General features: G+C 69.0%; 20 protein-coding genes. 13 read left to right on the top strand and 7 right to left on the bottom strand.

The window, feature by feature from the left end; genetic code table 11:
* Positions 1-277 precede the first annotated feature (277 nt).
* Positions 278-673, bottom strand: a complete 396-nt coding sequence (locus IEZ21_RS48805; protein WP_220450447.1) for a hypothetical protein — start codon at positions 671-673, stop codon at positions 278-280.
* Positions 674-1,403: 730 nt separating this feature from the next.
* On the opposite strand from IEZ21_RS48805, the gene IEZ21_RS16165 reads away from it, so the two are divergent.
* On the top strand, positions 1,404-2,846 hold the full coding sequence (locus tag IEZ21_RS16165; RefSeq protein WP_189322560.1) for a non-reducing end alpha-L-arabinofuranosidase family hydrolase: 1,443 nt from the start codon (positions 1,404-1,406) through the stop codon (positions 2,844-2,846).
* A 270-nt stretch (positions 2,847-3,116) separates the two neighbouring features.
* Here the strand turns inward: IEZ21_RS16165 and IEZ21_RS16160 are convergent, their stop codons facing one another.
* A complete protein-coding gene (locus IEZ21_RS16160) occupies positions 3,117-3,257 on the bottom strand; it encodes a hypothetical protein (protein WP_189322559.1) in 141 nt (46 codons plus the stop codon).
* 45 nt (positions 3,258-3,302) lie between these two features.
* Here IEZ21_RS16160 and IEZ21_RS16155 point away from each other — a divergent pair, with 45 nt between their 5' ends.
* On the top strand, positions 3,303-3,497 hold the full coding sequence (locus IEZ21_RS16155) for a transposase family protein (RefSeq protein ID WP_246567773.1): 195 nt from the start codon (positions 3,303-3,305) through the stop codon (positions 3,495-3,497).
* 209 nt (positions 3,498-3,706) lie between these two features.
* The gene (locus IEZ21_RS16150) at positions 3,707-4,585 is read left to right on the top strand and encodes a hypothetical protein (protein ID WP_189322558.1); all 879 of its coding nucleotides are present in this window, start codon (positions 3,707-3,709) and stop codon (positions 4,583-4,585) included.
* 76 nt (positions 4,586-4,661) lie between these two features.
* Here IEZ21_RS16150 and IEZ21_RS16145 read toward each other — a convergent pair whose 3' ends face one another.
* Positions 4,662-5,048, bottom strand: coding sequence for a hypothetical protein (locus IEZ21_RS16145; protein ID WP_246567789.1), 387 nt, complete (start codon positions 5,046-5,048; stop codon positions 4,662-4,664).
* Positions 5,049-5,191: 143 nt separating this feature from the next.
* Between IEZ21_RS16145 and galT the strand changes: the two genes are divergently transcribed.
* The 3 genes from galT to galK are packed head-to-tail and all read left to right on the top strand — an operon-like array spanning position 5,192 to position 8,363.
* Positions 5,192-6,256, top strand: coding sequence for a galactose-1-phosphate uridylyltransferase (gene galT / locus IEZ21_RS16140; RefSeq protein ID WP_189322557.1), 1,065 nt, complete (start codon positions 5,192-5,194; stop codon positions 6,254-6,256).
* Entirely contained in the window at positions 6,253-7,221 is a 969-nt protein-coding gene (gene galE / locus IEZ21_RS16135; protein WP_189322556.1) for a UDP-glucose 4-epimerase GalE, read from the top strand. The genes galT and galE overlap by 4 nt, the downstream gene beginning before the upstream one ends.
* Positions 7,218-8,363: a galactokinase gene (gene galK / locus IEZ21_RS16130; protein ID WP_189322555.1), complete on the top strand. Its 1,146-nt coding sequence runs from the start codon at positions 7,218-7,220 to the stop codon at positions 8,361-8,363. The genes galE and galK overlap by 4 nt, the downstream gene beginning before the upstream one ends.
* Here galK and IEZ21_RS16125 read toward each other — a convergent pair.
* The gene (locus IEZ21_RS16125) at positions 8,356-8,811 is read right to left on the bottom strand and encodes a GNAT family N-acetyltransferase (protein WP_189322601.1); all 456 of its coding nucleotides are present in this window, start codon (positions 8,809-8,811) and stop codon (positions 8,356-8,358) included. The two genes, galK and IEZ21_RS16125, sit on opposite strands and share 8 nt — an antisense overlap.
* A gap of 254 nt (positions 8,812-9,065) precedes the next feature.
* Here IEZ21_RS16125 and IEZ21_RS16120 point away from each other — a divergent pair, with 254 nt between their 5' ends.
* On the top strand, positions 9,066-9,833 hold the full coding sequence (locus tag IEZ21_RS16120; protein ID WP_033323091.1) for a LuxR C-terminal-related transcriptional regulator: 768 nt from the start codon (positions 9,066-9,068) through the stop codon (positions 9,831-9,833).
* On the opposite strand, the gene tamR is transcribed toward IEZ21_RS16120, so the two are convergent.
* A complete protein-coding gene (tamR, locus tag IEZ21_RS16115) occupies positions 9,792-10,289 on the bottom strand; it encodes a MarR family transcriptional regulator TamR (RefSeq protein ID WP_033323093.1) in 498 nt (165 codons plus the stop codon). The two genes, IEZ21_RS16120 and tamR, sit on opposite strands and share 42 nt — an antisense overlap.
* 103 nt (positions 10,290-10,392) lie before the next feature.
* Between tamR and IEZ21_RS16110 the strand changes: the two genes are divergently transcribed.
* From IEZ21_RS16110 to IEZ21_RS16090, 5 genes are all read left to right on the top strand, one after another.
* Positions 10,393-11,214 (top strand): trans-aconitate 2-methyltransferase, encoded by an 822-nt coding sequence (locus IEZ21_RS16110; RefSeq protein WP_189322554.1) that lies wholly within the window; start codon positions 10,393-10,395, stop codon positions 11,212-11,214.
* Positions 11,215-11,338: 124 nt separating this feature from the next.
* Complete coding sequence (locus tag IEZ21_RS16105) at positions 11,339-12,712, top strand: MFS transporter (RefSeq protein WP_189322553.1); 1,374 nt, start codon at positions 11,339-11,341, stop codon at positions 12,710-12,712.
* Positions 12,709-14,124 carry an alpha/beta hydrolase family protein gene (locus tag IEZ21_RS16100; protein ID WP_246567771.1) on the top strand — a complete coding sequence of 472 codons (1,416 nt, stop codon included), beginning with the start codon at positions 12,709-12,711 and terminating at the stop codon, positions 14,122-14,124. The genes IEZ21_RS16105 and IEZ21_RS16100 overlap by 4 nt, the downstream gene beginning before the upstream one ends.
* 72 nt (positions 14,125-14,196) lie before the next feature.
* Entirely contained in the window at positions 14,197-15,054 is an 858-nt protein-coding gene (locus IEZ21_RS16095) for a PaaX family transcriptional regulator (protein ID WP_246567787.1), read from the top strand.
* 384 nt (positions 15,055-15,438) lie between these two features.
* Positions 15,439-17,538, top strand: a complete 2,100-nt coding sequence (locus tag IEZ21_RS16090) for a glycosyltransferase family 4 protein (protein WP_189322552.1) — start codon at positions 15,439-15,441, stop codon at positions 17,536-17,538.
* Between the two features lie 161 nt (positions 17,539-17,699).
* On the opposite strand, the gene IEZ21_RS16085 is transcribed toward IEZ21_RS16090, so the two are convergent.
* Together IEZ21_RS16085 and IEZ21_RS16080 are read right to left on the bottom strand one after the other, a co-directional pair.
* Positions 17,700-18,371, bottom strand: a complete 672-nt coding sequence (locus IEZ21_RS16085; RefSeq protein ID WP_033323101.1) for a TetR/AcrR family transcriptional regulator — start codon at positions 18,369-18,371, stop codon at positions 17,700-17,702.
* On the bottom strand, positions 18,368-19,378 hold the full coding sequence (locus IEZ21_RS16080; RefSeq protein WP_189322551.1) for an acyl-CoA desaturase: 1,011 nt from the start codon (positions 19,376-19,378) through the stop codon (positions 18,368-18,370). The genes IEZ21_RS16085 and IEZ21_RS16080 overlap by 4 nt, the downstream gene beginning before the upstream one ends.
* A gap of 318 nt (positions 19,379-19,696) precedes the next feature.
* Between IEZ21_RS16080 and ppc the strand changes: the two genes are divergently transcribed.
* Positions 19,697-22,429, top strand: a complete 2,733-nt coding sequence (ppc, locus tag IEZ21_RS16075; protein WP_189322550.1) for a phosphoenolpyruvate carboxylase — start codon at positions 19,697-19,699, stop codon at positions 22,427-22,429.
* Positions 22,430-22,438 lie beyond the last annotated feature (9 nt).

Below are 22,438 nucleotides of genomic sequence, written 5' to 3'. Positions count from 1 at the left end.
AAGAACGTTGCTGCGCTCGGGGTGTGGTCAGCGCGAACCGTGCGATACGGCATGGTGCGGGTGACGTCACACGATGCTCCGGGAGGCGATCGGGGCTCGCCGCACGAATGCCGGGTGCACCCTTCCAAGCCCGGCACTTGGCGTGTTGGGGAGAGCCTTACTGGTACGGATGATGCGGGTGCTGTCATGCCCGCCATGTGCACCCTGCGCAAGCCGCTTCGGCCGGGGCCGCGTTCGACACTGCGAACATGAACCGATACTTCGGACGGCACGGATCCTAGGAGTTGAGAACGGACAGCACAAGATCCTTGATCCACCCATTCATGCCGAAGATTGAGGAGTGGGTCGACCGGTCGCAGCGCACGGTGCGAGCCGACAAGCTCCACGAACGCCTCCAGCTACTGGGGTCCACCGGGTACGAGCGGACGACGCGGCGGGCGGTCGCGCGGGCGAAGGGAACAGTGGCGGGCCGGCCACCGTCGTACTTCCGGCCGTGGATCGCCGAGCCCGGCCTCTGGTTGCAGTTCGACTGGGGATGGGGCCCGAAAGTGCCCAGTCCGGGCGGCGGAAGCGAGCGCGAGACGCTGTTGTTCTGCGCGTGGCCGGCGTGGTCCCGCTTCCGGGTGGTGATCCCGGTCTGGGACCGGACCCCGCCCACGGTGATCTCGTGCATCGACTCCACCTTGCGGGCGATCGGCGGGGCATCGACCTATCTACTCACCGACAACGAGAAGACGATGACCATCGACCGGGTCACCGGGATCGCGGTCCGTCATCCTCAAGTCGTGGCCGCAGGACGCCACTACGGCCTGCAAGTACACACCTGCGTCCCGTTCGATCCCGAGTCCAAATGGGGGCAGCGAGGCCACCGTCCGTATCGCGAAGACGGACCTGATCCCGACCTCCGCGAACCTGCGGGAGCAGCACAGCAGCTTCGCCTAACTCCGCGGGGCCTGCGCGATCTTCTGGCGGCAGGTCAACACCCGCGTCCACCGCGAGACAGGCAGGGCACTGGCCTCCGCGCTAGACGGTCGAACGCACCCGCCTGCACACGCTGCCCCTCACGCCCTCAACTTGGACCGGGCGGCAACCTTTTCGGGAGTGGCGGCAACCAGTACTGCAACGGTGCCTGTCCAAGCCCGCGCCCGCACCGCTACCTGACCCACAGTCAAAGACTCGTACAGACATGGGACTTGAGGCCGCCTGGTTTCAGTCTGTGAATGTTCCGGCTTGTGAATTTTGCGAGAGGTGTTGACGCTGATCACCGGAACCCTATGATCCAGTTGCTCGACACTTCGACCCGTGTTCGCTATGCCGAACACTTCAGGGCCGCACCACACCGCCTCCGGACAGCCCCTGACGGGCCAGGCCGGAGCCGCTTGCTCAAGGATGACGAGGTCCTTATGCACAGACGTAGCTTCAGTCTCAGACGCCCGTCCGCGGTGCTCGCCGCCGCGGTCGCGGCCCTGGCCGCGCTGGCGGCGCTGCTCGTCGCCGGCCCGGCCCAGGCGGCCACCACCAGCGACGTGCGCGGTGTTGATTCCGGCCGCTGCCTCGATGTGGCGGGCTTCAGCCAGACCGACGGCGCGAACGTGCACATCTGGGACTGCCACGGCGGAACCAACCAGCAGTGGACGTTGACGGACAGCAACCAGCTGACCGTGTACGGCAACAAGTGCCTGGATGTCCGGGGCGGCGCCACCACGTCCGGGACCCCGGTGCAGATCTGGACGTGCAACGGCAGTGACAACCAGCAGTGGCGGGTGAACCCCGACGGCACGATCGTCGGCGTGCGGTCCGGGCTGTGCCTGGACGTCTCGGGCTGGGGCAAGGCCAACGGCACGGGGGTGCAGATCTGGTCGTGCCACGGCGGCGCCAACCAGAAGTGGACCGGCCTGTCCGGGACGGGCAACGCGTGTGCTCTTCCGTCGACGTACCGCTGGACATCGACCGGCCCGCTGGCGGAGCCGAAGGCGGGGTGGGCCTCGCTCAAGGACTTCACCAGCGTCGTCCACAACGGCAAGCACATCGTCTATGCCACGACGCACAACACCCTCGCCGGTAACGACGGGCGCTGGGGATTGACGACCTTCAGCCCCTTCACGAACTGGTCCGACATGGCCACCGCCACCCAGAACACGATTCCCTTCGACGGCATCGCGCCGACGCTGTTCTACTTCGCCCCGAAGAACCTCTGGGTGCTCGCCTACAACGGGGCTTGGCCATACAGCTTCGGATACCGCACCTCGAGCGACCCCACCGACCCCAACGGCTGGTCCGCGCAGCAGGAGCTGTTCACGGGCACCCTCCCGAAGGGGGGCCCCCTCGATGTGACCCTCATCGGCGACGACACGAACATGTACATGTTCTTCGCCGACGATGAGGGCGGCATCTACCGCGCCAGCATGCCCATCGGCAACTTCCCGGGCACCTTCGGTTCGTTCACGAAGATCATGAGCGACACGCCGCTCAACCTGTTCGAGGCGGTCGAGGTCTACAAGATCCAGGGTCAGAACCAGTACCTCATGATCGTCGAGGCCCAGAATTACACAGGGTATGGTCGCTACTTCCGCTCGTTCACGGCCACCAGCCTCGGCGGCACGTGGACACCGCAGCCGCAGGCCGAGACCGTGACCAGCCCCTTCGCCGGCAGTGCCAACAGCGGCGCGACGGCCTGGACCAGGGACATCAGCCACGGCGATCTGGTTCGCACCAACCCCGACCAGACCAAGACCATTGACCCCTGCAACCTGCAGTTCCTCTACCAGGGGCGCGACCCCAGCACCGACGGCGGGGACTACGGCCTCCTGCCTTACCGGCCGGGCGTGCTGACACTGCAGCGCTAGCCGGGGGCGTGACACAGGTCCGGCTCCGGTCCTGACGTTCGCGGGCAACGACGTACGCCGAACCGGGTGAGCGTCACAGCGAGCGATCAGGAACGGGTGGAGTTGGAGCGGCGGGCTCGGTGCAAGGCCGAGCCCGCCCGTGCACGCGGAGAACCCGGATGGTGGCGGCCTCGTCCTGGTCGGCCACGAGACGCGGAACGTGTCAAGCCTGGTGAGTCGGTCGGTTTCAGGGTTTGTCGAGTGAGCCGGGGGCGCCGGCGTCCGAGGTGATCACTGGGCGGCGGCGTGGTCGTCCGGCTGGTTGATCCACACGTTGGTGGTGATGATCGGCGGGGTGGGTGGCTTGTTGACGAACCGTTCAGGGGTGCGCTGGTAGACGGCGGTCAGCACGTCGGCGCGGACGGCGACCATCCGGACGACGGTGTAGCGGCTGTAGATGTCGATGATCGAGTACAGGTGCGGAACCGGCCCCTGACCCGCGGCCAGAAGCTGTCGAACACCGCACTGGCAGCGGTCCGGGCACCGGTGGAGCACGGCTTCGCCCACCTCAAGAACTGGCGCGTGCTCGGCAAGGTCCGCACCGACCCGACATGGGCGACCGCCCTGGTCAGGTCCCTGCTCGTCTTCACAAACCACGAAGTTTCCCGGTGACCGACGATCTTCACCGAAGTCATCCACCCCCGACCAGCACGAGCACCCCGAACCCCGCACACACCAGACCCGTGACCAGTAACTTCACGATGCACAGTGCTCACTGGGGCTGGTATCCACAGCGCCAGGGAGGCGACCGAGGCAAATACGTGTGGTGTGACCTCAGTGTCGCGTAGCGCGTTGATCACGTCGTACTGGAAGGCGAGCTGATGGTCAGCTCGCCACATGAGGCGCTGCATCAGATCTGCCAGAAGGACTCGGAGGGCATGATCCGCAGCTTCCAGCGGCTGTTCCATGTGCCGTTTCCGGAACCTCGCGAAATCTCCGTGGTCAACACGGACTTGACCGAGATCGCGCCGGTCGAGCGCCGCGTGGACAGTCTGGTGCGGGTGGACACCGATGAGGGTGACTATCTGCTCGTGCTGGAGTCCCAGGGGGAGAAGGACGAGAGGAAGCGGGGGAGTTGGCCGTACTACCTCTCGTATCTCTACGAGAAGTACCGCGTCGAGCCGGTGCTGATCGTCATGACCCAGAGCCGTGCCACCGCCCGGTGGGCCGCCCAGCCCATCCGGTTCGGCCTACCGGGCTGGTCCTCGCTCGTCGTACGGCCGCTCGTCCTCGGGCCGGACGACGTGCCGGTGATCACGGACGAGACGGAGGCGGCGCGGGACGTCACTCTTGCGGTGTTCTCGGCGATCACACATGGCAAAGGGCCGGGTGCCGTTGCGATACTGGGACCACTCGCAGCGGTTCTGGAGACCGTGGATCCCGACAGCGCAGCGATGTTCGCGGAGCTTGTCGAGTCAGGCCTGGTCGATGCGCAGGCGAAGAAGATCTGGAAGGAGCTGATGATGCCGGTGAACTACTTCTTCAAGAATCCGGTCGCCGTGAAGCTGCGTGAAGAGGGCCGGGTAGAAGACCGCATCGAGATGACGCTGAGAATCCTGGAGTTGCGTGGCCTTCAGGTACCCGACTCGGTCCGGCTCCGAGTGGAGGCGTGCTCCGACCTGGACCAGCTCAAGGCCTGGTCGGAACGGGCCGTCCACGTGGCCAACGCGGCGGATCTCTTCGACGGCGATGGAGTCTGAGACAGACACCGGAGTCCCGGAGTGTGACGGGAACCCGTGGAAGTTGCCTCCGGAGTGACCGACCCGGCCGTTCTGTTCAACCCCGAATAGCCGTGCAGGGCCGGAGCCACCCCAGTGAACTCCGGCCCTGCATGAGGTGGCTGCCCGGTCGCTCGGTGCCCTTGTCGGTCTCTGGCGGCAGCTGCTCCGTGTCGACCGGTGGCGGTGTGGGCCGCAGCTTCAGCCACACCAAAAAGAACACCCCCAGTGCAAGCATCCCCAGCCCCGTCCGCAGGTTGATGTCCACGCCCTCCGCCTTGTCCAGGTCCGCGTCCGAGACCGTGAAGCCGACGATCGTGACGATCACTCCGTAGATCACGAAGAGGCCGCCGATGATGCGGCGGATGTCGAAGAGTCGGGCGGCGAAACCGATGCATGGTGGGGGCGGATGCGCCCAGCGACTCGCTTCGTTGCGTGCACAGATCAGAGCGGAAGCTACGCCTCCAGCTTCAAGAACTGAACAGCCGCAATGGGGAAGTTTGTTTGATTGTGGTGTTGACTTGCGTGAGGACTTGTGGTTTGTTGTGTTCAGTTCTGTTTGATGGGTGTGCCCAGAGGAGCCCCACAGTGAAGAAGACCTCGACCCGGCTGGCCGACGGTCGTGAGCTCATCTACTACGACGCGCGTGATGACGCGGTCCGCGACGCGGTCGACCGCAGACCGCTCGACGCCACCGTCACCACGTCCCAGGTGCGCCGCGACCCGCTGCTCGGCGACTCGGTCGCGATCGCCTCGCACCGTCAGGGCCGCACCTACCACCCGCCGGCGAACGAATGCCCCCTGTGCCCGTCCGAGGGGGACCGCCTCAGCGAGATCCCGGACTCCTCGTACGACGTCGCCGTCTTCGAGAACCGCTTCCCCTCACTCGCCGGCGACTCGGGCCGCTGCGAGGTCGTCTGCTTCACCTCCGACCACGACGCGTCCTTCGCGGATCTGACGGACGAACAGGCCGGACTGGTCCTGGAGGCCTGGACCGACCGCACCGCCGAGCTGTCCCATCTCCCCTCCGTGGAGCAGGTCTTCTGCTTCGAGAACCGCGGTGCCGAGATCGGTGTGACGCTCGGACATCCGCACGGCCAGATCTACGCGTACCCCTTCACCACCCCTCGTACGGCCCTGATGCTGCGCTCGCTTGCCGCGCACAAGGAGGCGACCGGCGGGGAGAACCTCTTCGACGACGTGGTCGCCCGCGAACTGTCCGACGGCGACCGGATCGTGCTGGATGCCGAGCACTGGGTGGCCTTCGTGCCGTACGCCGCGCACTGGCCGTACGAGGTGCACCTCTACCCGAAGCGGCGGGTGCCCGACCTGCTGGGGCTCGACGAGGACGCCCGCACAGAGTTCCCCAAGGTGTATCTGGAACTCTTGAGGCGCTTCGACCGGATTTTCGGCGAGGGTGAGCCTCCGACGCCGTACATCGCCGCCTGGCATCAGGCGCCGTTCGGCACGCTGGAGGAGTTCGAGGGCGTCAGCCGTGACGACTTCGCGCTCCACCTGGAGCTTTTCACCATTCGCCGCACTTCCGGCAAGCTGAAGTTCCTCGCGGGTTCCGAATCCGGCATGAGCGTGTTCATCAACGACGTGCCGCCGGAGACCGCGGCCCAGCGACTGCGAGAGGTAGCGAGTTCATGAGTGGGAAGTACCTGGTCACCGGCGGTGCGGGCTATGTCGGCAGCGTGGTCGCACAGCATCTGCTGGAGGCGGGCCACGAGGTCGTCGTCCTCGACAATCTCTCGACCGGCTTTCGCGAGGGCGTGCCCACCGGGGCTTCCTTCATCGAGGGCGACATCCGGGATGCCGCCAAGTGGCTGGACTCCTCCTTCGACGCCGTGCTGCACTTCGCCGCGTTCTCGCAGGTCGGCGAGTCGGTCGTAAAGCCGGAGAAGTACTGGGAGAACAACGTCGGTGGCACGATGGCCCTGCTGGAGGCCATGCGGTCGACGGGCGTCCGCAGGCTCGTCTTCTCCTCCACCGCCGCCACGTACGGCGAGCCGGAGGAGACCCCCATCGTCGAGTCCGCGCCGACGTCCCCGACGAACCCGTACGGCGCCTCGAAGCTCGCCGTCGACCACATGATCACCGGTGAGGCGGCGGCGCACGGCCTGGGCGCGGTGTCGCTGCGCTACTTCAACGTGGCGGGCGCGTACGGCAGTTGCGGCGAGCGGCACGACCCCGAGTCGCACCTCATCCCTCTCGTCCTCCAGGTCGCCCAGGGCAGGCGCGACGCGATCTCCGTCTTCGGCGACGACTACCCGACCCCGGACGGCACCTGCATCCGCGACTACATCCACGTGGCGGACCTGGCGGAGGCCCACTTGCTGGCCCTCACGGCTGCCAAGGCCGGCGAGCACCTGATCTGCAACCTCGGCAACGGCAACGGCTTCTCGGTCCGCGAGGTCATCGAGACGGTGCGTCAGGTGACCGGGCACCCGATTCCCGAGGTGGCGGCTCCGCGCCGGGGCGGCGACCCCGCGGTGCTGGTGGCCTCGGCGCGGACGGCCCGTGAGCGGCTCGGCTGGAACCCGTCCCGCGCGGATCTCGCGGGGATCGTGGCGGACGCGTGGGAGTTCGCGCAGAACAGGAAGAGTGGTTCGTGAGCATCGCCGAGAAGTTCGAGGAGCTGTACGGGAGCGCCCCCGAGGGTGTCTGGGCAGCGCCGGGGCGAGTCAACCTGATCGGTGAGCACACCGACTACAACGACGGCTTCGTCATGCCCTTCGCGCTGCCGCACACCACGGTCGCGGCGGTGTCGCGGCGCACGGACGGCGTGCTCCGGCTGCACTCCGCCGACGTCGAGGACGGCGTCGTGGAACTGCGCGTCGACGAAATCGCCCCGCGGTCCGACACGGGCTGGACGGCGTACCCGGCGGGCGTGGTGTGGGCACTGCGCGAGGCGGGCCACGCGGTGACCGGCGCGGACATCCATCTGGCCTCGACGGTCCCGACGGGCGCGGGCCTGTCCTCCTCGGCGGCCCTGGAGGTCGTCACGGCCCTGGCCCTCGACGAGCTCTACGAACTCGGCATCGAGCGCCCGCAGTTGGCCCGCCTGTGCCAGCGTGCCGAGAACATGTACGTCGGCGCCCCCACCGGGATCATGGATCAGACGGCCTCGGCGTGCTGCGAGGACGGCCACGCGCTGTTCCTCGACACCCGTGACCTGGCCCAGCAGCAGATCCCCTTCGACCTCGCGGCCGAGGGTATGCGGCTGCTGGTCGTCGACACGCGCGTCAAGCACGCCCACAGCGACGGCGAGTACGGCAAGCGGCGGGCGGGCTGCGAGAAGGGCGCAGCCCTGCTCGGCGTGACCGCACTGCGGGATGTGGCGTACGACGAACTGGACGCGGCCCTGGAGCGGTTGGGCGACGAGGAGGAGGTGCGCCGTCTGGTGCGCCACATCGTCACCGAGAACCACCGGGTGGAGCGGGTCGTGTCGCTGCTGAAGGCGGGCGACACGAGGGCGATCGGCCCGGTGCTGAACGAGGGCCACGCCTCGCTGCGCGACGACTTCCGCATCTCCTGCGCGGAGCTGGACCTGGTCGTCGACACGGCGTTGTCGGCCGGCGCGTTGGGTGCCCGGATGACGGGCGGCGGCTTCGGCGGCTCTGCGATCGTGCTGGTGGAGGCCGTTGACGCGGAAACGGTCACCAAGGCGGTGGAGGAAGCGTTCGCGGCGGCGGGCTACACGGCTCCGCGGGTCTTCACAGCGATCCCGTCGGCGGGCGCGCGGCGCCTCAGCTGAGCTGCTTCGTCAGCGTGTACTCCGTGATCCCCGGCGGATAGTCGGGGATCACGCACACCACCTCATAACCCCGCTTCTTGTAGAACTCCGGCGCCTGGAAGTCCCATGTCTCCAGGCGGGCGGCACCGCAGCCGCGTTCCGTCCGGGCCAGGTGTTCGGCCCGGGACAGCAGGTGGGAGCCGAGGCCCGTGCCGCGGTGGGGGTCGTCGACCCAGAGGTACGTCACGTGCAGCCAGGTCGCCCAGGTGTGGCCGACCAGGCCGCCCGCGAGCTCGTCCCGCTCGTTCAACGCCCACAGGTGGAGCGGAAGTTCACGTTCATCGGGGGTTCCGCGGAGGGCACGGAGTACGGGAGAGGCCGCCGTGTTGGCGTCCCGGAGGCGGGAACGCAGCAACTTGCTGAACTCTTTGTCGACTCCTGTCTCAATGCGAAACATACGCCTCACCATAAACGTGCCGGACAATCAGTTCTGCAAATCCTCTTCCGCTCCCGCCACCCGGCCTTACTCTGTGAGCAGCACCGGTGGGGGCCGGTGTTGATCAGGGGGCGAGAGAAGTCGGGTACGACGCCCGGAGTGGGGGTAGCAGTTCCAGCACGGCGGCGGCCGTGCGGCTGTGGCTCCCCGTCCCGGGGTCCTCGGGGTCCCGGAACACTCCGGGCGCCGTACCTGCGTCGGTCGTCCCCCGACCAGTGGGGGTTTCAGTGGTTCGCATCCGTGTCCTGGTCGTCGACGACCATCGCATCTTCGCCGAGTCGCTCGCGGCAGCTCTTGCCGCCGAGCCCGACGTCGACGTCTCCGCAGCCGGCAGCGGTCCCGCCGCGCTGCGCTCCATGGAGCGCGCGGCGGCGGAAGGCCGCAGATTCGACGTGCTGCTCGTCGACGCCGATCTGGGCGGCAATGTGCCGGGCGTCCGCCCGGCCGTACCCGTGCACGACAACAACGAAGAAGGCCTGGTCGACGGCATCTCCCTGGTCGCGGGCGTCCGCTCGGGCCAGCCCGGTGTCCGTATCGTCGTCCTCGCCGAGAAGGACGACCCGCGCCGCGCGGCCCTCGCCTTGCAGGCCGGAGCCTCGGGCTGGGTCGCCAAGGACTGCTCGCTGTCCCGGCTTCTGACGGTCATACGAGGCGTACTGCGGGACGAGACGCACCTTCCGCCCGCCCTGCTCACGGGCGTGCTGCGCGAGCTGACCGCCGCCCGCAAGCACCGCACCGAGAGCGAGGAGCTCGTGGAGTCCCTCACGCCGCGTGAGCGCGAGGTGCTGCGGTGCATGGTCGCGGGCCTGGGGCGCAAGGCCGTCGCCGAGCGCCTGTTCCTGTCCCCGCACACCGTGCGTACGCATATGCAGAACGTGCTGGGGAAGCTGGGCGTCCACTCCACCCTCGCCGCCGTGGCGCTCGCCCGCCGTGCCGGGGTCGGGCCGGTCGACCTAGCCGGGGATGTTGTCGAACGGGGCGGTCAACTGGCGTAGCAGCCCGGCCAGTTCACCGCGCTGCGCAGTGCTGAGCTCCGCCAGGATCGCCCGCTCCTGGTCGAGGAGTCCGGCGAGCGCCTGGTCCGCGCGGTCGCGTCCCTCGTCGGTCAGCCGTACCAGTACGCCCCGGCGGTCATTGGGGTCGGGGAGGCGCTCCACCAGGCCCTTCTTCGCCAGCCGGTCGATACGGTTCGTCATCGTGCCGGACGTCACCAGGGTCTGGGTCAGCAACTGGCCGGGGGAGAGCTGGTACGGAGCCCCGGCTCGCCTCAGCGCGGTGAGGACGTCGAACTCCCAGGGCTCCAGGCTGTGTTCGGAGAACGCCAGACGGCGTGCGCGGTCCAGATGCCGGGCCAGCCTGCTCACCCGGCTGAGCACTTCCAGCGGCTCCACATCGAGGTCCGGGCGCTCCCGGCGCCACGCTGCGACCAGTCGATCGACCTCGTCCTCCATGGCGATCAGTGTAGTGGTTGTGTCGATGTGAAGTCTCTTGACGTCAAGATAATTGGGGTGTGAGCCTGGAGATCCGTCTCAGTCGCTTCAAGGAGGCCCACCCGTGCCCGCAGCCGGTCGTTCAGTCGCCCCCACCTGGGACCCGAGCCAGTACCTGCGTCACGCGGACCATCGCGCCCGCCCCTTCGTGGACCTCCTGGCCCGCGTCCCGTCCCTGCCCACGGACCCGCCCCGCATCGCCGACCTCGGCTGCGGCCCCGGCAACATGACCCGCCTCCTCGCCGACCGCTGGCCCACCGCGCACATCACCGGCCTCGACAACTCGCCCCAGATGCTCACCCGCGCCGAACCCCTCGCCGGCCCCACACCGGGCGGCGGCCACCTCGACTTCACCGCCGCGGACGCCGCGACCTGGGCGCCGACAGAGCCGTACGACCTGATCGTCAGCAACGCCACCCTGCAGTGGGTACCGGACCACACAGCCCGCTTCCCCGCCTGGGTGGACGGCCTCACCCCGGGCGGCACCTTCGCCTTCCAGGTGCCCGGCAACTTCGACGCCCCCAGTCACCGACTGATGCGCGAACTGGCCCATTCCGCCCGCTGGAAGAGCCGCCTGGCCGAAGCGCTCCGCCACGACGACGCGGTCCACGAACCCGCCCGCTATCTCCGGGCCCTCACCGGCCTCGGTTGCGAAGTCGACGTCTGGGAGACGACGTACCTGCACCTCCTGACGGGCGAGGACCCGGTCCTGGACTGGGTGAAGGGGACGGGTCTGCGCCCGGTCCTGACGGAGTTGGGCGAGGAGGCGGAGTCCTTCGTCGCCGAGTACCGCGTCGCCCTCCGTACCGCGTATCCGGCCGGGGAGCAGGGCACCGTGTTTCCCTTCCGCCGCATCTTCGCGGTGGCGCGGAAGGCGGACGCCTGAGGCCGCCGCGCCGAAGCGGCGGCGCTCCCGCGCCCCGGCCTGCGATGTTGTGCAGAATATTGACGGCAACCAAATAACCGCCTACCTTCGCCGGTGTCCCTCCCCCCGCTCAAGGGAGACCGCGATGCCCCCGTCCCCACCCGCATCCCCAGCACCACCCCAATCCCCCGAATCCAGGCGCCAGTTGCGACGCGTCGCGCTGTCCGGGCTGCTCGGCACCGCCGTCGAGTTCTACGACTTCCTCGTCTACGGAACCGTCGCCGCCCTCGTCTTCGGGGAGCTGTTCTTCCCGGGAGCCGACCCCGCCGTCGGCACGATCGCCGCGTTCGGCACCTTCGCCGCCGGTTACGTCGCCCGGCCGCTCGGCGGCATCGTCTTCGGACACTTCGGCGACCGGCTCGGCCGTAAGTCCATGCTGTTGCTGACCATGGGCCTGATGGGCGGCGCCAGTTTCCTCATCGGCGTGCTGCCCACGTACGACACCGTCGGTGTCTGGGCGCCCGTCATGCTGATCACCCTGCGCGTCGTCCAGGGCATCGCCATCGGCGGTGAGTGGGGCGGCGCCACGCTCATGGTCGTCGAGCACGCCGGCCAGCGGCGGCGCGGACTGTGGTCCAGCTTCACGCAGATGGGAGCCCCGCTCGGCTCCCTGCTGTCGTCGCTCGTGGTCACACTCGTCGTCACGCTGCCCAAGGACGAGTTCGCCGCCTGGGGCTGGCGGGTGCCCTTCCTGCTCAGCGTCGTCCTGCTCGGCGTCGGCCTGTTCGTACGCCTGAAGGTGGTCGAGAGCCCGCTGTTCGCCGAGGTGAAGAAGGAGCGGAAGGAGGCCCGGCTGCCCGTGGTGGACGTACTGCGCCGGCCCCGCGCGCTGCTGCTCGCCTGCTGCGTCGGCATCGGCGCCTTCACCGCCCAGTCCCTGCTGACCAGCTACATGATCGCGTACGCCACCGGAATCGGCTACGCCCGCTCGCAGGTGCTGACCGCGCTCACCGTCTCCGCCTGCGTCGCCCTCGTCGTACTGCCCTGCGCCTCCGCCCTGTCCGACCGCATCGGACGCCGCCCCGTCGTGCTCACCGGCGCCGTCGCCTCCGCCGCGCTGGCCTTCCCGGTGCTCGCGCTGGTCGACTCGGGGTCGCCGGGTCTGCTGATCCTGGCCATCGCCCTCGGTCACGGCGTCGCCCAGTCGATGATGTACGGCCCGCTCGGCGCCCTGCTCACCGAGATGTTCGGCACCCGCGTCCGCTACACCGGCGCCTCCCTCGGCTACCAGCTCGCCACTCTCGTCGGCGCCGGCTTCTCCCCGATGATCGCTGGAAGCCTGGTCGCCGCGGACGGCGGCGGCTCCACCTCGATCGCCCTGCTGCTGTGCGGCGGCGCCACCGTCACCGCACTGACCGTGTGGTTCCTGCGCGAGACCCACCGGGATTCCCTGGCCGACGCCGGGGCCGGAACCAACACCCCCCACACCCCTGCACCCAAGGAGCAGATGACCTCGTGATCACCCCCACCCGCACCCGCGCCCGTACGTCATTAACGCGCCGGACCGCTCTTGCTCTCGCCGTCCTGCTCGCCGCCTCCGCCGCCCCCACGGTCTCCGCGTACGCCGCCGAAGCGCCCGCCGAGCATGTCGAGGGGACTCTCCCCTCGGGTGCCAAGTACCTCATGGACAAGCCCGCGAACTGGAACGGCACCGTCCTCCTCTTCAGCCACGGCTACCGGCCCGCCGGCTTGCCCCTCGCCGGCCAGAACGCCTCCGACGACGCCACCAAGGCACTCCTCCTCGACCAGGGCTACGCGCTCGTCGGCTCCTCGTACGCCACCAACGGCTGGGCCGTGACGGACGCGGTACCCGATCAGCTCGCCACCCTCGACGTGTTCACCGCCCGCTTCGGCGAGGCCCGGCGCACCATCGCCTGGGGGCAGTCGTACGGCGGCCTCGTCACCACCGCCATCGCCGAACGGCACCCCGGGCGCATCGACGGCTCGCTCGCCATGTGCGGCCTCGTCCACGGCGGCGTCGCCAACTGGAACAACACCCTCGACCCCGTCTTCGCCCTCAAGACCCTGCTCGCGCCCGGCTCCTCCGTCCAGCTGACCGGTTTCGCCGACCAGGCCTCGGCGGCAGCCGCCGCCGGCACCCTGGGCAAGACGGTCACCGACGCCCAGGCCACACCCGAGGGCCGCGCCCGCATCGCCCTCGCCGCCGCACTCCACAACATCCCCGGCTGGAACGACGCCTCGCAGCCCGAACCCGCCCCGGACGACTGGAACGCCCAGCAGGCCAACCAGTACCAGGCCCTCCAGGGAATGCTGAGCCTGCCCGCGTTCAGCTGGCGCCAGGAGGCCGAGAGCCGGGCGGGCGGCAACATGTCCTGGAACACCGGCGTCGACTACACGAAGATGCTCCGTCAGTCCTCCGTCCACAAGGAGGTCACCGAGCTGTACAAGGAGGCGGGCCTGTCCCTGAAGAAGGACCTGGGCGCCCTGAACCGGGCCCCGCGCATCAGTGCCGACCCCGCCGCCGTCGACTGGATGAGCCGCACCAGCTCCTTCACGGGCAAGCTCCGCAAGCCGCAGCTCACCATCCACACCACCGGCGACGCCCTCGTCCCCGTACAGGTCCAGAGCGCCTACCGCAGGGCCGCCACCGCCGCGGGCTCGGCATCGCTCCTGCGCCAGGCGTACGTCGACAACCCCGGCCACTGCTCCTTCAGCCCGGCCGAGCAGACGGGTGCCCTGCACACCCTGGAGAAGCGGCTCGACAAGGGACGCTGGCAAGGCACGGATCCGGCATCGCTCAACGCCACCTCCGCCGCGGCCGATCCCACGACCCCGGCCCGCTACATCCCGTACCGGCCCGCTCCCTACCCCCGCCCGTACGACCTGGCACATCCCGGCGACGGCCGGTGACAAGCGCGTACGGCCGCTCGTGACCTCCCGCACACGGGCGGCCGTACGCTTACCGCTGTGGAGGACGACAACCTGGACACGACGGACACGCCGCCCGAGGCCCCCGAATCCCCCGACACCCCGCAGTTGCGCCCTCAGTCGCTGGTGCTCGCCTTCTTCGGCAACCACGTACTCGACGAGGGCGAGCTGTGCGTGTACTCGGGCAGCATCATCGACGTACTGGCCCGGGTCGGGACGGGCGAGCAGGCCGTACGGTCCACGCTGACGCGCATGGTCAACCGGGGGCTGCTGCGGCGTCAGCGCGAGGGCCGCAAGATGTTCTTCGGACTGACCCCGCAGACGGTACGGATCCTCAAGGACGGCGGCCAGCGCATCTGGCGGGACGGCGCGGTCAACGAGGACTGGGACGGCACCTGGACGCTGCTCGGCTTCTCCCTTCCCGAGTCCTGGCAGCGCCAGCGCCATGACCTGCGGTCGCGGCTCACCTGGTCGGGGTTCGGCGCGCTGTACAGCGGGCTGTGGATCGCGCCGGGCCGCGTCGGCGTCCACGACATCGTCTCCGAACTCGGCCTCGCCGCCCACGTCAAGATCTTCCACGCACAGGCCGACGAGGCGACGGACATCGGCGCGATGATCTGCGAGAGCTGGGACCTGGAGAGCGTCGCGGCACGATACGCCGCCTTCGACAAGCGGTGGGCCGGCGGCACCGGCGGCACCCCCGCCGACCCCATGGCCACCCGCCTCCGCCTGGTCGCCGAATGGCTGCGGATCATACGCACGGACCCCCGGCTCCCCGTCCAGCACCTGCCCCCGGAGTGGCCGGCCCGCCAGGCCCAGGAGACGTTCCGACGCATAGCGGAGGAGACGGCGGGGTCCGCTGCGCGGATGGCGGGGGAGTTGCTGGAAACGGTGCCGCTGCGCTCGGCTTGAGCAGTTGGGTGCGTTGGCACGGTGCGGGTTGTGTGTGGTTGCTCGCGCAGTTCCCCGCGCCCCTGAAGGGGCGCGCTCCAGTGACTGTCTCGTTACTAGCGCAACCATTTCCCCTCACCAGCTAATTGGATGGCCTCCTTTCGCTATCGGCTGACCGGCCGAATGTATGCCTCGCGTCACCTGTTGCTTCGGTGTGAATTCAGCTGGCTTTGCTAGGTTCGAAGCCGTAGGTGGGTCTTTGACCAGGATTTTTCCTTTCTTGCTGCCGTTTTCCGGTGGCGGACGCCTGCCCTGCCGCTGTTTCCGCGGAGCGGCTCAGATTACTGAAAGGAATTCTTCGGTGGTATCCAGAATCCGGATTGTTCGCGTGAAGCCGAGAACGCTGTGAAGATCGCTTTCCTGATCAACAACGCGTACGGAATCGGCGGCACCATCCGCTCCACGGCGAACCTCTCGGCCGCGTTCGCCGACCGCCACGACGTCGAGGTCGTCAGCGTGCACCGCGTACGGGAGGAACCGGCGCTCCCCTTCGACCCGCGCGTACGGCTGACCTCGCTGATCGACATGCGCGAGGACAGTCCGGGCTACGACGGCGCGCATGAACTCACCCGGCAGCCCTGCACGATGTTCCCCGGCGCGGGCGCGGCCATGTACACGTCGAAGCTGCCGTTCACGGCGCTTCAGGACAAGCGCATCGGCGGCTACCTCAAGGACACCGACGCCGACGTGGTGATCGCCACCCGCCCGGACCTCAACGGCTACCTCGCCCGCGACGGCCGGCCCCGCTACCTGCGGATCGGCCAGGAACACCTGAGCTTGGCCACCCACCGCGACCCGCTGCGCGAGCACCAGAACAAAGCCATCGCGAGCCTCGACGCCTTCGTCACCGTCTCCGAGGCGGACGCCGCGCAGTACCGCGCCGCACTGCCCGAGGTGACGACGCGGATCATGTGCGTACCCAACGGCGTACGCACCCCGGCCGTCCTCCCCTCCTCCCTGGACTCCGGCATCATCGTGGCGGCCGGACGTCTGATCCCCGTCAAGCGGTACGACCGGCTGGTCTCGGCCTTCGCCGAGGTGGCCGCCGAGCATCCCGGCTGGACCCTGCGGATCTACGGACGCGGGCCGAGGAAGGCGAGGCTGCGGGAGCAGATCGAGCGGCTCGGGCTGTCCGACCGTGCCTTCCTCATGGGACCCGTGTCGCCCATCGAGACCGAGTGGGCCAAGGGCGCGATCGCGGCCGTCTCCTCCGACATGGAGTCCTTCGGCATGACGATCGTCGAGGCCATACACTGCGGCGTCCCGGTCGTCGCGACCGACTGCCCGCACGGGCCCGGCGAGATCATCACCGACGGCCAGGACGGACTGCTCGTACCGCTCTCCGGCGACGTCGACGCATTCGCCGACGGACTCAAACGCCTCGTCGCGGACCCCGAACTGCGCCGCAAAATGGCCGCAAGCGCCCAGGAGAAGGCCGCGACGTACGTCCCATCCGTCATCGCCCGCCGCTACGAAGCGCTCATCGACGAACTGTCCCGCAAGCGCCGCCGCACCTGGACCGGCGGCGGCGCAGCCCTGATCCGGCGCCTGAGCCGCACCGTCCGGCCCCGCCCGGCAGCGCGCACCGCCCTCCCGGAGAGCACCCCACCGCCCGCCGCACACGCCCGCGCGACAGCGGAAGGCGGACTGACCGTCCTGCTGGACACGGCCGAACTGCCCGCCGGACCACTGGACTTCGTCCTCCGGCTGCGCCGCGACTCGGAAAAGCGGGAGATCCGCCTCCCCGTACTCCCGGCCCCGGACTCCCCGGACACCGGCGCCCGCGTCACCCTGCACCGAGCCGAGCACAGCCTCGCCGAAGGCCGCTGGGACTGCTACGTCGCCCCGCACGGCACCGCCTCCGGCACCCGTAAGCGCCTGGCCGCCCGGCTCGTGGAGCAGGCGGCACTGCTCCGAAGACCGCTCACCGTCCGCGACCCCGACGGCGTGAGCGCGTGGATCCCGTACACCACCGCTGACGGCTTCCTCGCCCTGCGCACCTGGCTGCGGCCCGCCCACGCCGAGGTCGAGCGGATCGAGGCGGGCGAGCGCTCGGTGTCCGTCACCGTCGCGCTGCACGGGGCTGCCGGCCTCGCGGAAGGGGCCGGAGTCACGGTGCGGGCGGTGTCCCGGACGGAGCAGGCGTACGACTTCTCCGTGCCCGCCCGTCCCGTGGGCGCCGACAGCCTCCGCCTCATCGTCCCGTACGAGGAGGTCATGGCGCGGCGCACCAGGGAACAGGATCTCTGGGATCTGCGGCTGTCCACCGCCGACGGGACCGTCCCGGTGGGCCGGATCGGCGGGGACATCGTGGGGCGCAAGAAGACGGATGTGGTGCCGGCGGTCGTCCTCGACCACCCGCAGCGGGGCAGTACCCGCGTCAGGCCGTACTTCTCCGCCACCAACGACCTGTCGCTGAGCGCCCGCGACATCGAGGACAACTGAGGCCCGGCTGACTGACCGACCCCGCCGCAGCCTTGGTGAAGTCCGGTGCGACACCGCACCCCTAAAAGGAGGCCGCAGGCCTTCTCTTTTAGGGGCGCGGGGAACTGCGCGACCAGCCCCCACCGGCCCGCAGCTTAAAACGGCGCAACCCAGCGGAGCGCTCAGCTCTTGCGGTGCCCGATGAGCCGCGGCTTCGCCTCCAGCCCGTCAAGCCCGTGCCAGGCCAGATTCACCAGGTGGGCCGCCACCTCGGCCTTCTTCGGGCGCCGTACGTCCAGCCACCACTGGCCGGTCAGGGCGACCATGCCGACCAGGGCCTGGGCGTACAGCGGCGCGAGCTTCGGGTCGAAGCCGCGGCTCTTGAACTCGCGGCCCAGGATGTCCTCGACCTGTGTCGCGATGTCGGAGATCAGCGAGGCGAAGGAACCCGTGGACTGGGGGATGGGGGAGTCACGGACGAGGATGCGGAACCCGTCCGTGTACTCCTCGATGTAGTCGAGCAGCGCGAACGCCGCCTGCTCGCACAGCTCGCGGGGATGGCCGGCCGTGAGCGAGCTGGTCACCATGTCCAGCAGGCACCGCATCTCACGGTCCACCACCACCGCGTACAGGCCCTCCTTGCCGCCGAAGTGCTCGTACACCACCGGCTTGGAGACCCCGGCCTTCGCCGCTATCTCCTCCACCGACGTGCCCTCGAAGCCCTTGGTGGCGAAGAGCGTGCGGCCGATCTCCAGGAGCTGCTGGCGTCGCTCCGCCCCCGTCATCCGGGTCCGGCGCGCTCGCCGCGGCTTTTCGTTGCTGGGTGTGCTGGAGTCGGCCACGCCGTCAATCATGCCGCCTCGGTGGTCTCCTGCTTACCTCGGGAGCGCTTCGCCTCCGGGTCCCGGCGCGAATCGATACGCGAGCGTGACGGCCAGCGCACGTCATACGCCCAGCCGAACTGCTCGAACCAGCGGATGATCCGCGCCGAGGAGTCCAGCTGACCGCGCTCCACACCGTGCCGGGCCGACGTCGGATCGGCGTGGTGCAGGTTGTGCCAGGACTCTCCGCAGGAGAGTACGGCCAGCCACCACACGTTGCCCGAACGGTCACGCGACTTGAAGGGACGCTTGCCCACCGCGTGACAGATCGAGTTGATCGACCACGTGACGTGGTGCAGCAGCGCCACGCGAACGAGTGAGCCCCAGAAGAACGCCGTGAACGCGCCCCACCAGGACATCGTCACCAGGCCGCCGACCAGCGCCGGGAGCGCCAGGGAGATCCCCGCCCAGAGGAGGAACTGGCGGGAGATCGCACGAATCGCCCCGTCCTTGATCAGATCCGGCGCGTACTTCTCCTGCGGCGTCTGCTCCTCGTCGAACATCCAGCCGATGTGCGCCCACCACAGACCCTTCATCAGAGCCGGGACGGTCTCCCCGAAGCGCCACGGCGAATGCGGGTCGCCCTCGGCGTCGGAGAACTTGTGATGCTTGCGGTGGTCGGCGACCCAGCGGACCAGCGGGCCCTCCACCGCCATCGAGCCCATGATCGCGAGCGCGATCCGCAGCGGGCGCTTGGCCTTGAAGGAACCGTGCGTGAAGTAGCGGTGGAAACCGATGGTGATGCCGTGGCAGCCGAGGTAGTAGAAGAACACCAGCAGGCCGAGGTCCAGCCAGCTCACTCCCCAGCCCCAGGCCAGGGGTACGGCCGCGAGCAGCGCGAGGAACGGGACGGTGATGAAGAGAAGGAGCGTGATCTGCTCGATCGAGCGCTTCTGCTCCCCGCCCAGCGTGGCAGAGGGGATCGAGGAGTCGTTGTTCGCCTTCGGGGCGTCGTCGATCACATCGGAGCTTGTGGTCATGGGGCGTCCCCTGTGGGGTTCGTGGATTGAGACGATGCCGGATGTACGGGCCTACGGGTGCGTATGTCATGCCTACGGTTCCGTAACCTACGGCGTCGTAAGTATGGCAGCGCCCAGCCCGGCGGCAAGAGGCCGAGAGTCTGCGCCTCCGTATCGAGACCTATCCTGGAATCGGTCGGACAGCGCGGTCCGCTCTGTTTCTTAACTTCCCTGATGCCCTCTAGCTATGCGGCGCCCGCCGCCGCAGGCCGACGGGTTCCGGGGGTCCCCACTCAGCCGAGCCTCAGACGTCCTTCACCACTGCAAGGAGCCGCACCTGTGAGCAGTGCCGACGACCAGACCACCACGACCAGCAGTGAGCTGCGCGCCGACATCCGCCGCCTGGGCGACCTGCTGGGCGAGACCCTCGTACGCCAGGAGGGCCCCGAGCTCCTCGAACTGGTCGAAAGGGTGCGCCACCTCACCCGCGAGAACGGCGAGGCCGCCGCCGAACTGCTGCGCGGCACCGAACTGGAGACCGCCGCCAAGCTGGTCCGCGCCTTCTCCACGTACTTCCACCTGGCGAACGTCACCGAACAGGTACACCGAGGCCGCGAGCTGCGCGCCAGGCGGGCCGCCGAGGGCGGACTCCTCGCCCGTACCGCAGACCGGCTCAAGGACGCCGACCCCGAGCACCTGCGCGCGACCGTACGGAACCTGAACGTTCGCCCCGTCTTCACCGCCCACCCCACCGAGGCCGCCCGCCGCTCCGTCCTCAACAAGCTGCGCCGGATCGCCGCCCTCCTCGAGACACCCGTCATCGAAGCGGACCGCCGCCGCTACGACACCCGTCTCGCCGAGAACATCGACCTCGTCTGGCAGACCGACGAACTGCGCGTCGTACGCCCCGAACCCGCCGACGAGGCCCGCAACGCGATCTACTACCTCGACGAACTCCACGCCGGCGCCGTCGGCGACGTCCTCGAAGACCTCACCGCCGAACTCGAACGCGTCGGCGTCGTCCTCCCCGACGAAACCCGCCCGCTCACCTTCGGCACCTGGATCGGCGGCGACCGCGACGGCAACCCCAACGTCACCCCCCAGGTCACCTGGGACGTACTGATCCTCCAGCACGAACACGGCATCAACGACGCCCTGGAGATGATCGACGAACTCCGCGGCTTCCTCTCCAACTCCATCCGCTACTCCGGCGCCACCCAGGAACTGCTGGACTCCCTCCAGGCCGACCTGGCCAACCTCCCCGAGATCAGCCCCCGCTACAAGCGCCTCAACGCCGAAGAGCCCTACCGCCTCAAGGCCACCTGCATCCGGCAGAAGCTGGAGAACACCAAGCAGCGCCTCGCCAAGGGCACCCCGCACGACGAAGGCCGCGACTACCTAGGCACCTCCGCGCTCCTGCGCGACCTCACACTCATCCAGACCTCCCTGCGCGAACACCGCGGCGCCCTCTTCGCCGACGGCCGCATGAACCGCACCATCCGCACCCTCGCCGCCTTCGGCCTCCAGCTCGCCACCATGGACGTACGCGAACACGCCGACGCCCACCACTACGCCCTCGGCCAGCTCCTCGACCGGCTCGGCGAGGAATCCTGGCGCTACGAGGACATGCCGCGCGAGTACCGGCACAAGCTGCTCGCCAAGGAACTGCGCTCCCGCAGGCCCCTCGCACCGACCCCGGCCCCCCTGGACGCGGCCGGACAGAAGACCCTCGGAGTGTTCGAGACGGTCAAGCGGGCCCTCGAGGTCTTCGGACCCGAGGTCATCGAGTCGTACATCATCTCCATGTGCCAGGGCGCCGACGACGTGTTCGCCGCAGCCGTCCTCGCCCGCGAGGCCGGACTGATGGACCTGCACGCCGGCTGGGCGAAGATCGGCATCGTGCCCCTCCTTGAGACGACCGACGAACTGCGCGCGGCCGACACCATCCTCGAAGGCATGCTCGCCGACCCCTCCTACCGGCGGCTCGTGGCACTTAGGGGCGACGTCCAGGAGGTCATGCTCGGATACTCCGACTCGTCCAAGTTCGGCGGCATCACCACCTCCCAGTGGGAGATCCACCGCGCCCAGCGACGACTGCGCGACGTCGCCCACCGCTACGGCGTACGCCTCCGCCTCTTCCACGGCCGCGGCGGCACCGTCGGCCGCGGCGGCGGCCCCACCCACGACGCGATCCTCGCCCAGCCCTGGGGAACCCTCGAAGGCGAGATCAAGGTCACCGAACAGGGCGAGGTCATCTCCGACAAGTACCTGATCCCCGCACTCGCCCGGGAGAACCTGGAACTGTCCGTCGCCGCCACCCTCCAGGCCTCCGCCCTCCACACAGCTCCGCGTCAGCCCGGCGAGGCACTGGCACGCTGGGACGCCGCAATGGACGTCGTCTCCGACGCCGCCCACGCCGCCTACCGCCGCCTGGTCGAGGACCCGGACCTGCCCGCGTACTTCTTCGCCTCCACCCCCGTCGACCAACTCGCCGACCTGCACCTCGGCTCCCGACCCTCACGACGGCCCGACTCCGGCGCGGGCCTCGACGGACTGCGCGCCATCCCGTGGGTGTTCGGCTGGACCCAGTCCCGGCAGATCGTGCCGGGCTGGTTCGGCGTCGGCTCCGGCCTCAAGGCCCTGCGCGAGGCCGGCCTCGACAGCGTCCTGGAGGAAATGCACGAACAGTGGCACTTCTTCCGCAACTTCGTCTCCAACGTCGAGATGACCCTCGCCAAGACGGACCTGCGGATCGCCCGCCACTACGTGGACACCCTCGTCCCCGACGACCTCAAGCACGTCTACGAGACGATCGAAGCCGAACACGAACTGACACTGAGGGAAGTCCTCCGGATCACCGGCGAACAGGAACTCCTGGACGCCCAGCCGGTCCTCAAGCAGACCTTCACCATCCGAGACGCCTACCTGGACCCCATCTCCTACCTCCAGGTCGCCCTCCTGAAGCGCCAACGCGACGCCGCCGCCTCCGGCGCGGACCCGGACCCGCTCCTGTCACGGGCACTGCTGCTGACGGTGAACGGCGTGGCGGCGGGCTTGCGCAACACGGGGTGAGGCCACGAA

It is taken from the genome of Streptomyces flaveus (assembly GCF_014647675.1).
GTDB classification, from domain to species: Bacteria; Actinomycetota; Actinomycetes; order Streptomycetales; family Streptomycetaceae; genus Streptomyces; species Streptomyces flaveus.
The sequence above is the reverse complement of the archived record's forward strand: the minus strand, read 5'-3'. Positions and strand labels throughout refer to the sequence as shown.

Excerpts from the sequence above, each read along its gene's own strand:
- IEZ21_RS48805 (WP_220450447.1), bottom strand. The coding sequence starts at position 673 with ATGCACGAGATCACCGTGGGCGGGGTCCGGTCCCAGACCGGGATCACC.
- IEZ21_RS16165 (WP_189322560.1), top strand. The coding sequence starts at position 1,404 with ATGCACAGACGTAGCTTCAGTCTCAGACGCCCGTCCGCGGTGCTCGCC.
- IEZ21_RS16160 (WP_189322559.1), bottom strand. The coding sequence starts at position 3,257 with ATGGTCGCCGTCCGCGCCGACGTGCTGACCGCCGTCTACCAGCGCACC.
- IEZ21_RS16150 (WP_189322558.1), top strand. The coding sequence starts at position 3,707 with ATGGTCAGCTCGCCACATGAGGCGCTGCATCAGATCTGCCAGAAGGAC.
- galE (WP_189322556.1), top strand. The coding sequence starts at position 6,253 with ATGAGTGGGAAGTACCTGGTCACCGGCGGTGCGGGCTATGTCGGCAGC.
- IEZ21_RS16125 (WP_189322601.1), bottom strand. The coding sequence starts at position 8,811 with ATGGTGAGGCGTATGTTTCGCATTGAGACAGGAGTCGACAAAGAGTTC.
- tamR (WP_033323093.1), bottom strand. The coding sequence starts at position 10,289 with ATGGAGGACGAGGTCGATCGACTGGTCGCAGCGTGGCGCCGGGAGCGC.
- IEZ21_RS16105 (WP_189322553.1), top strand. The coding sequence starts at position 11,339 with ATGCCCCCGTCCCCACCCGCATCCCCAGCACCACCCCAATCCCCCGAA.
- IEZ21_RS16085 (WP_033323101.1), bottom strand. The coding sequence starts at position 18,371 with ATGATTGACGGCGTGGCCGACTCCAGCACACCCAGCAACGAAAAGCCG.
- IEZ21_RS16080 (WP_189322551.1), bottom strand. The coding sequence starts at position 19,378 with ATGACCACAAGCTCCGATGTGATCGACGACGCCCCGAAGGCGAACAAC.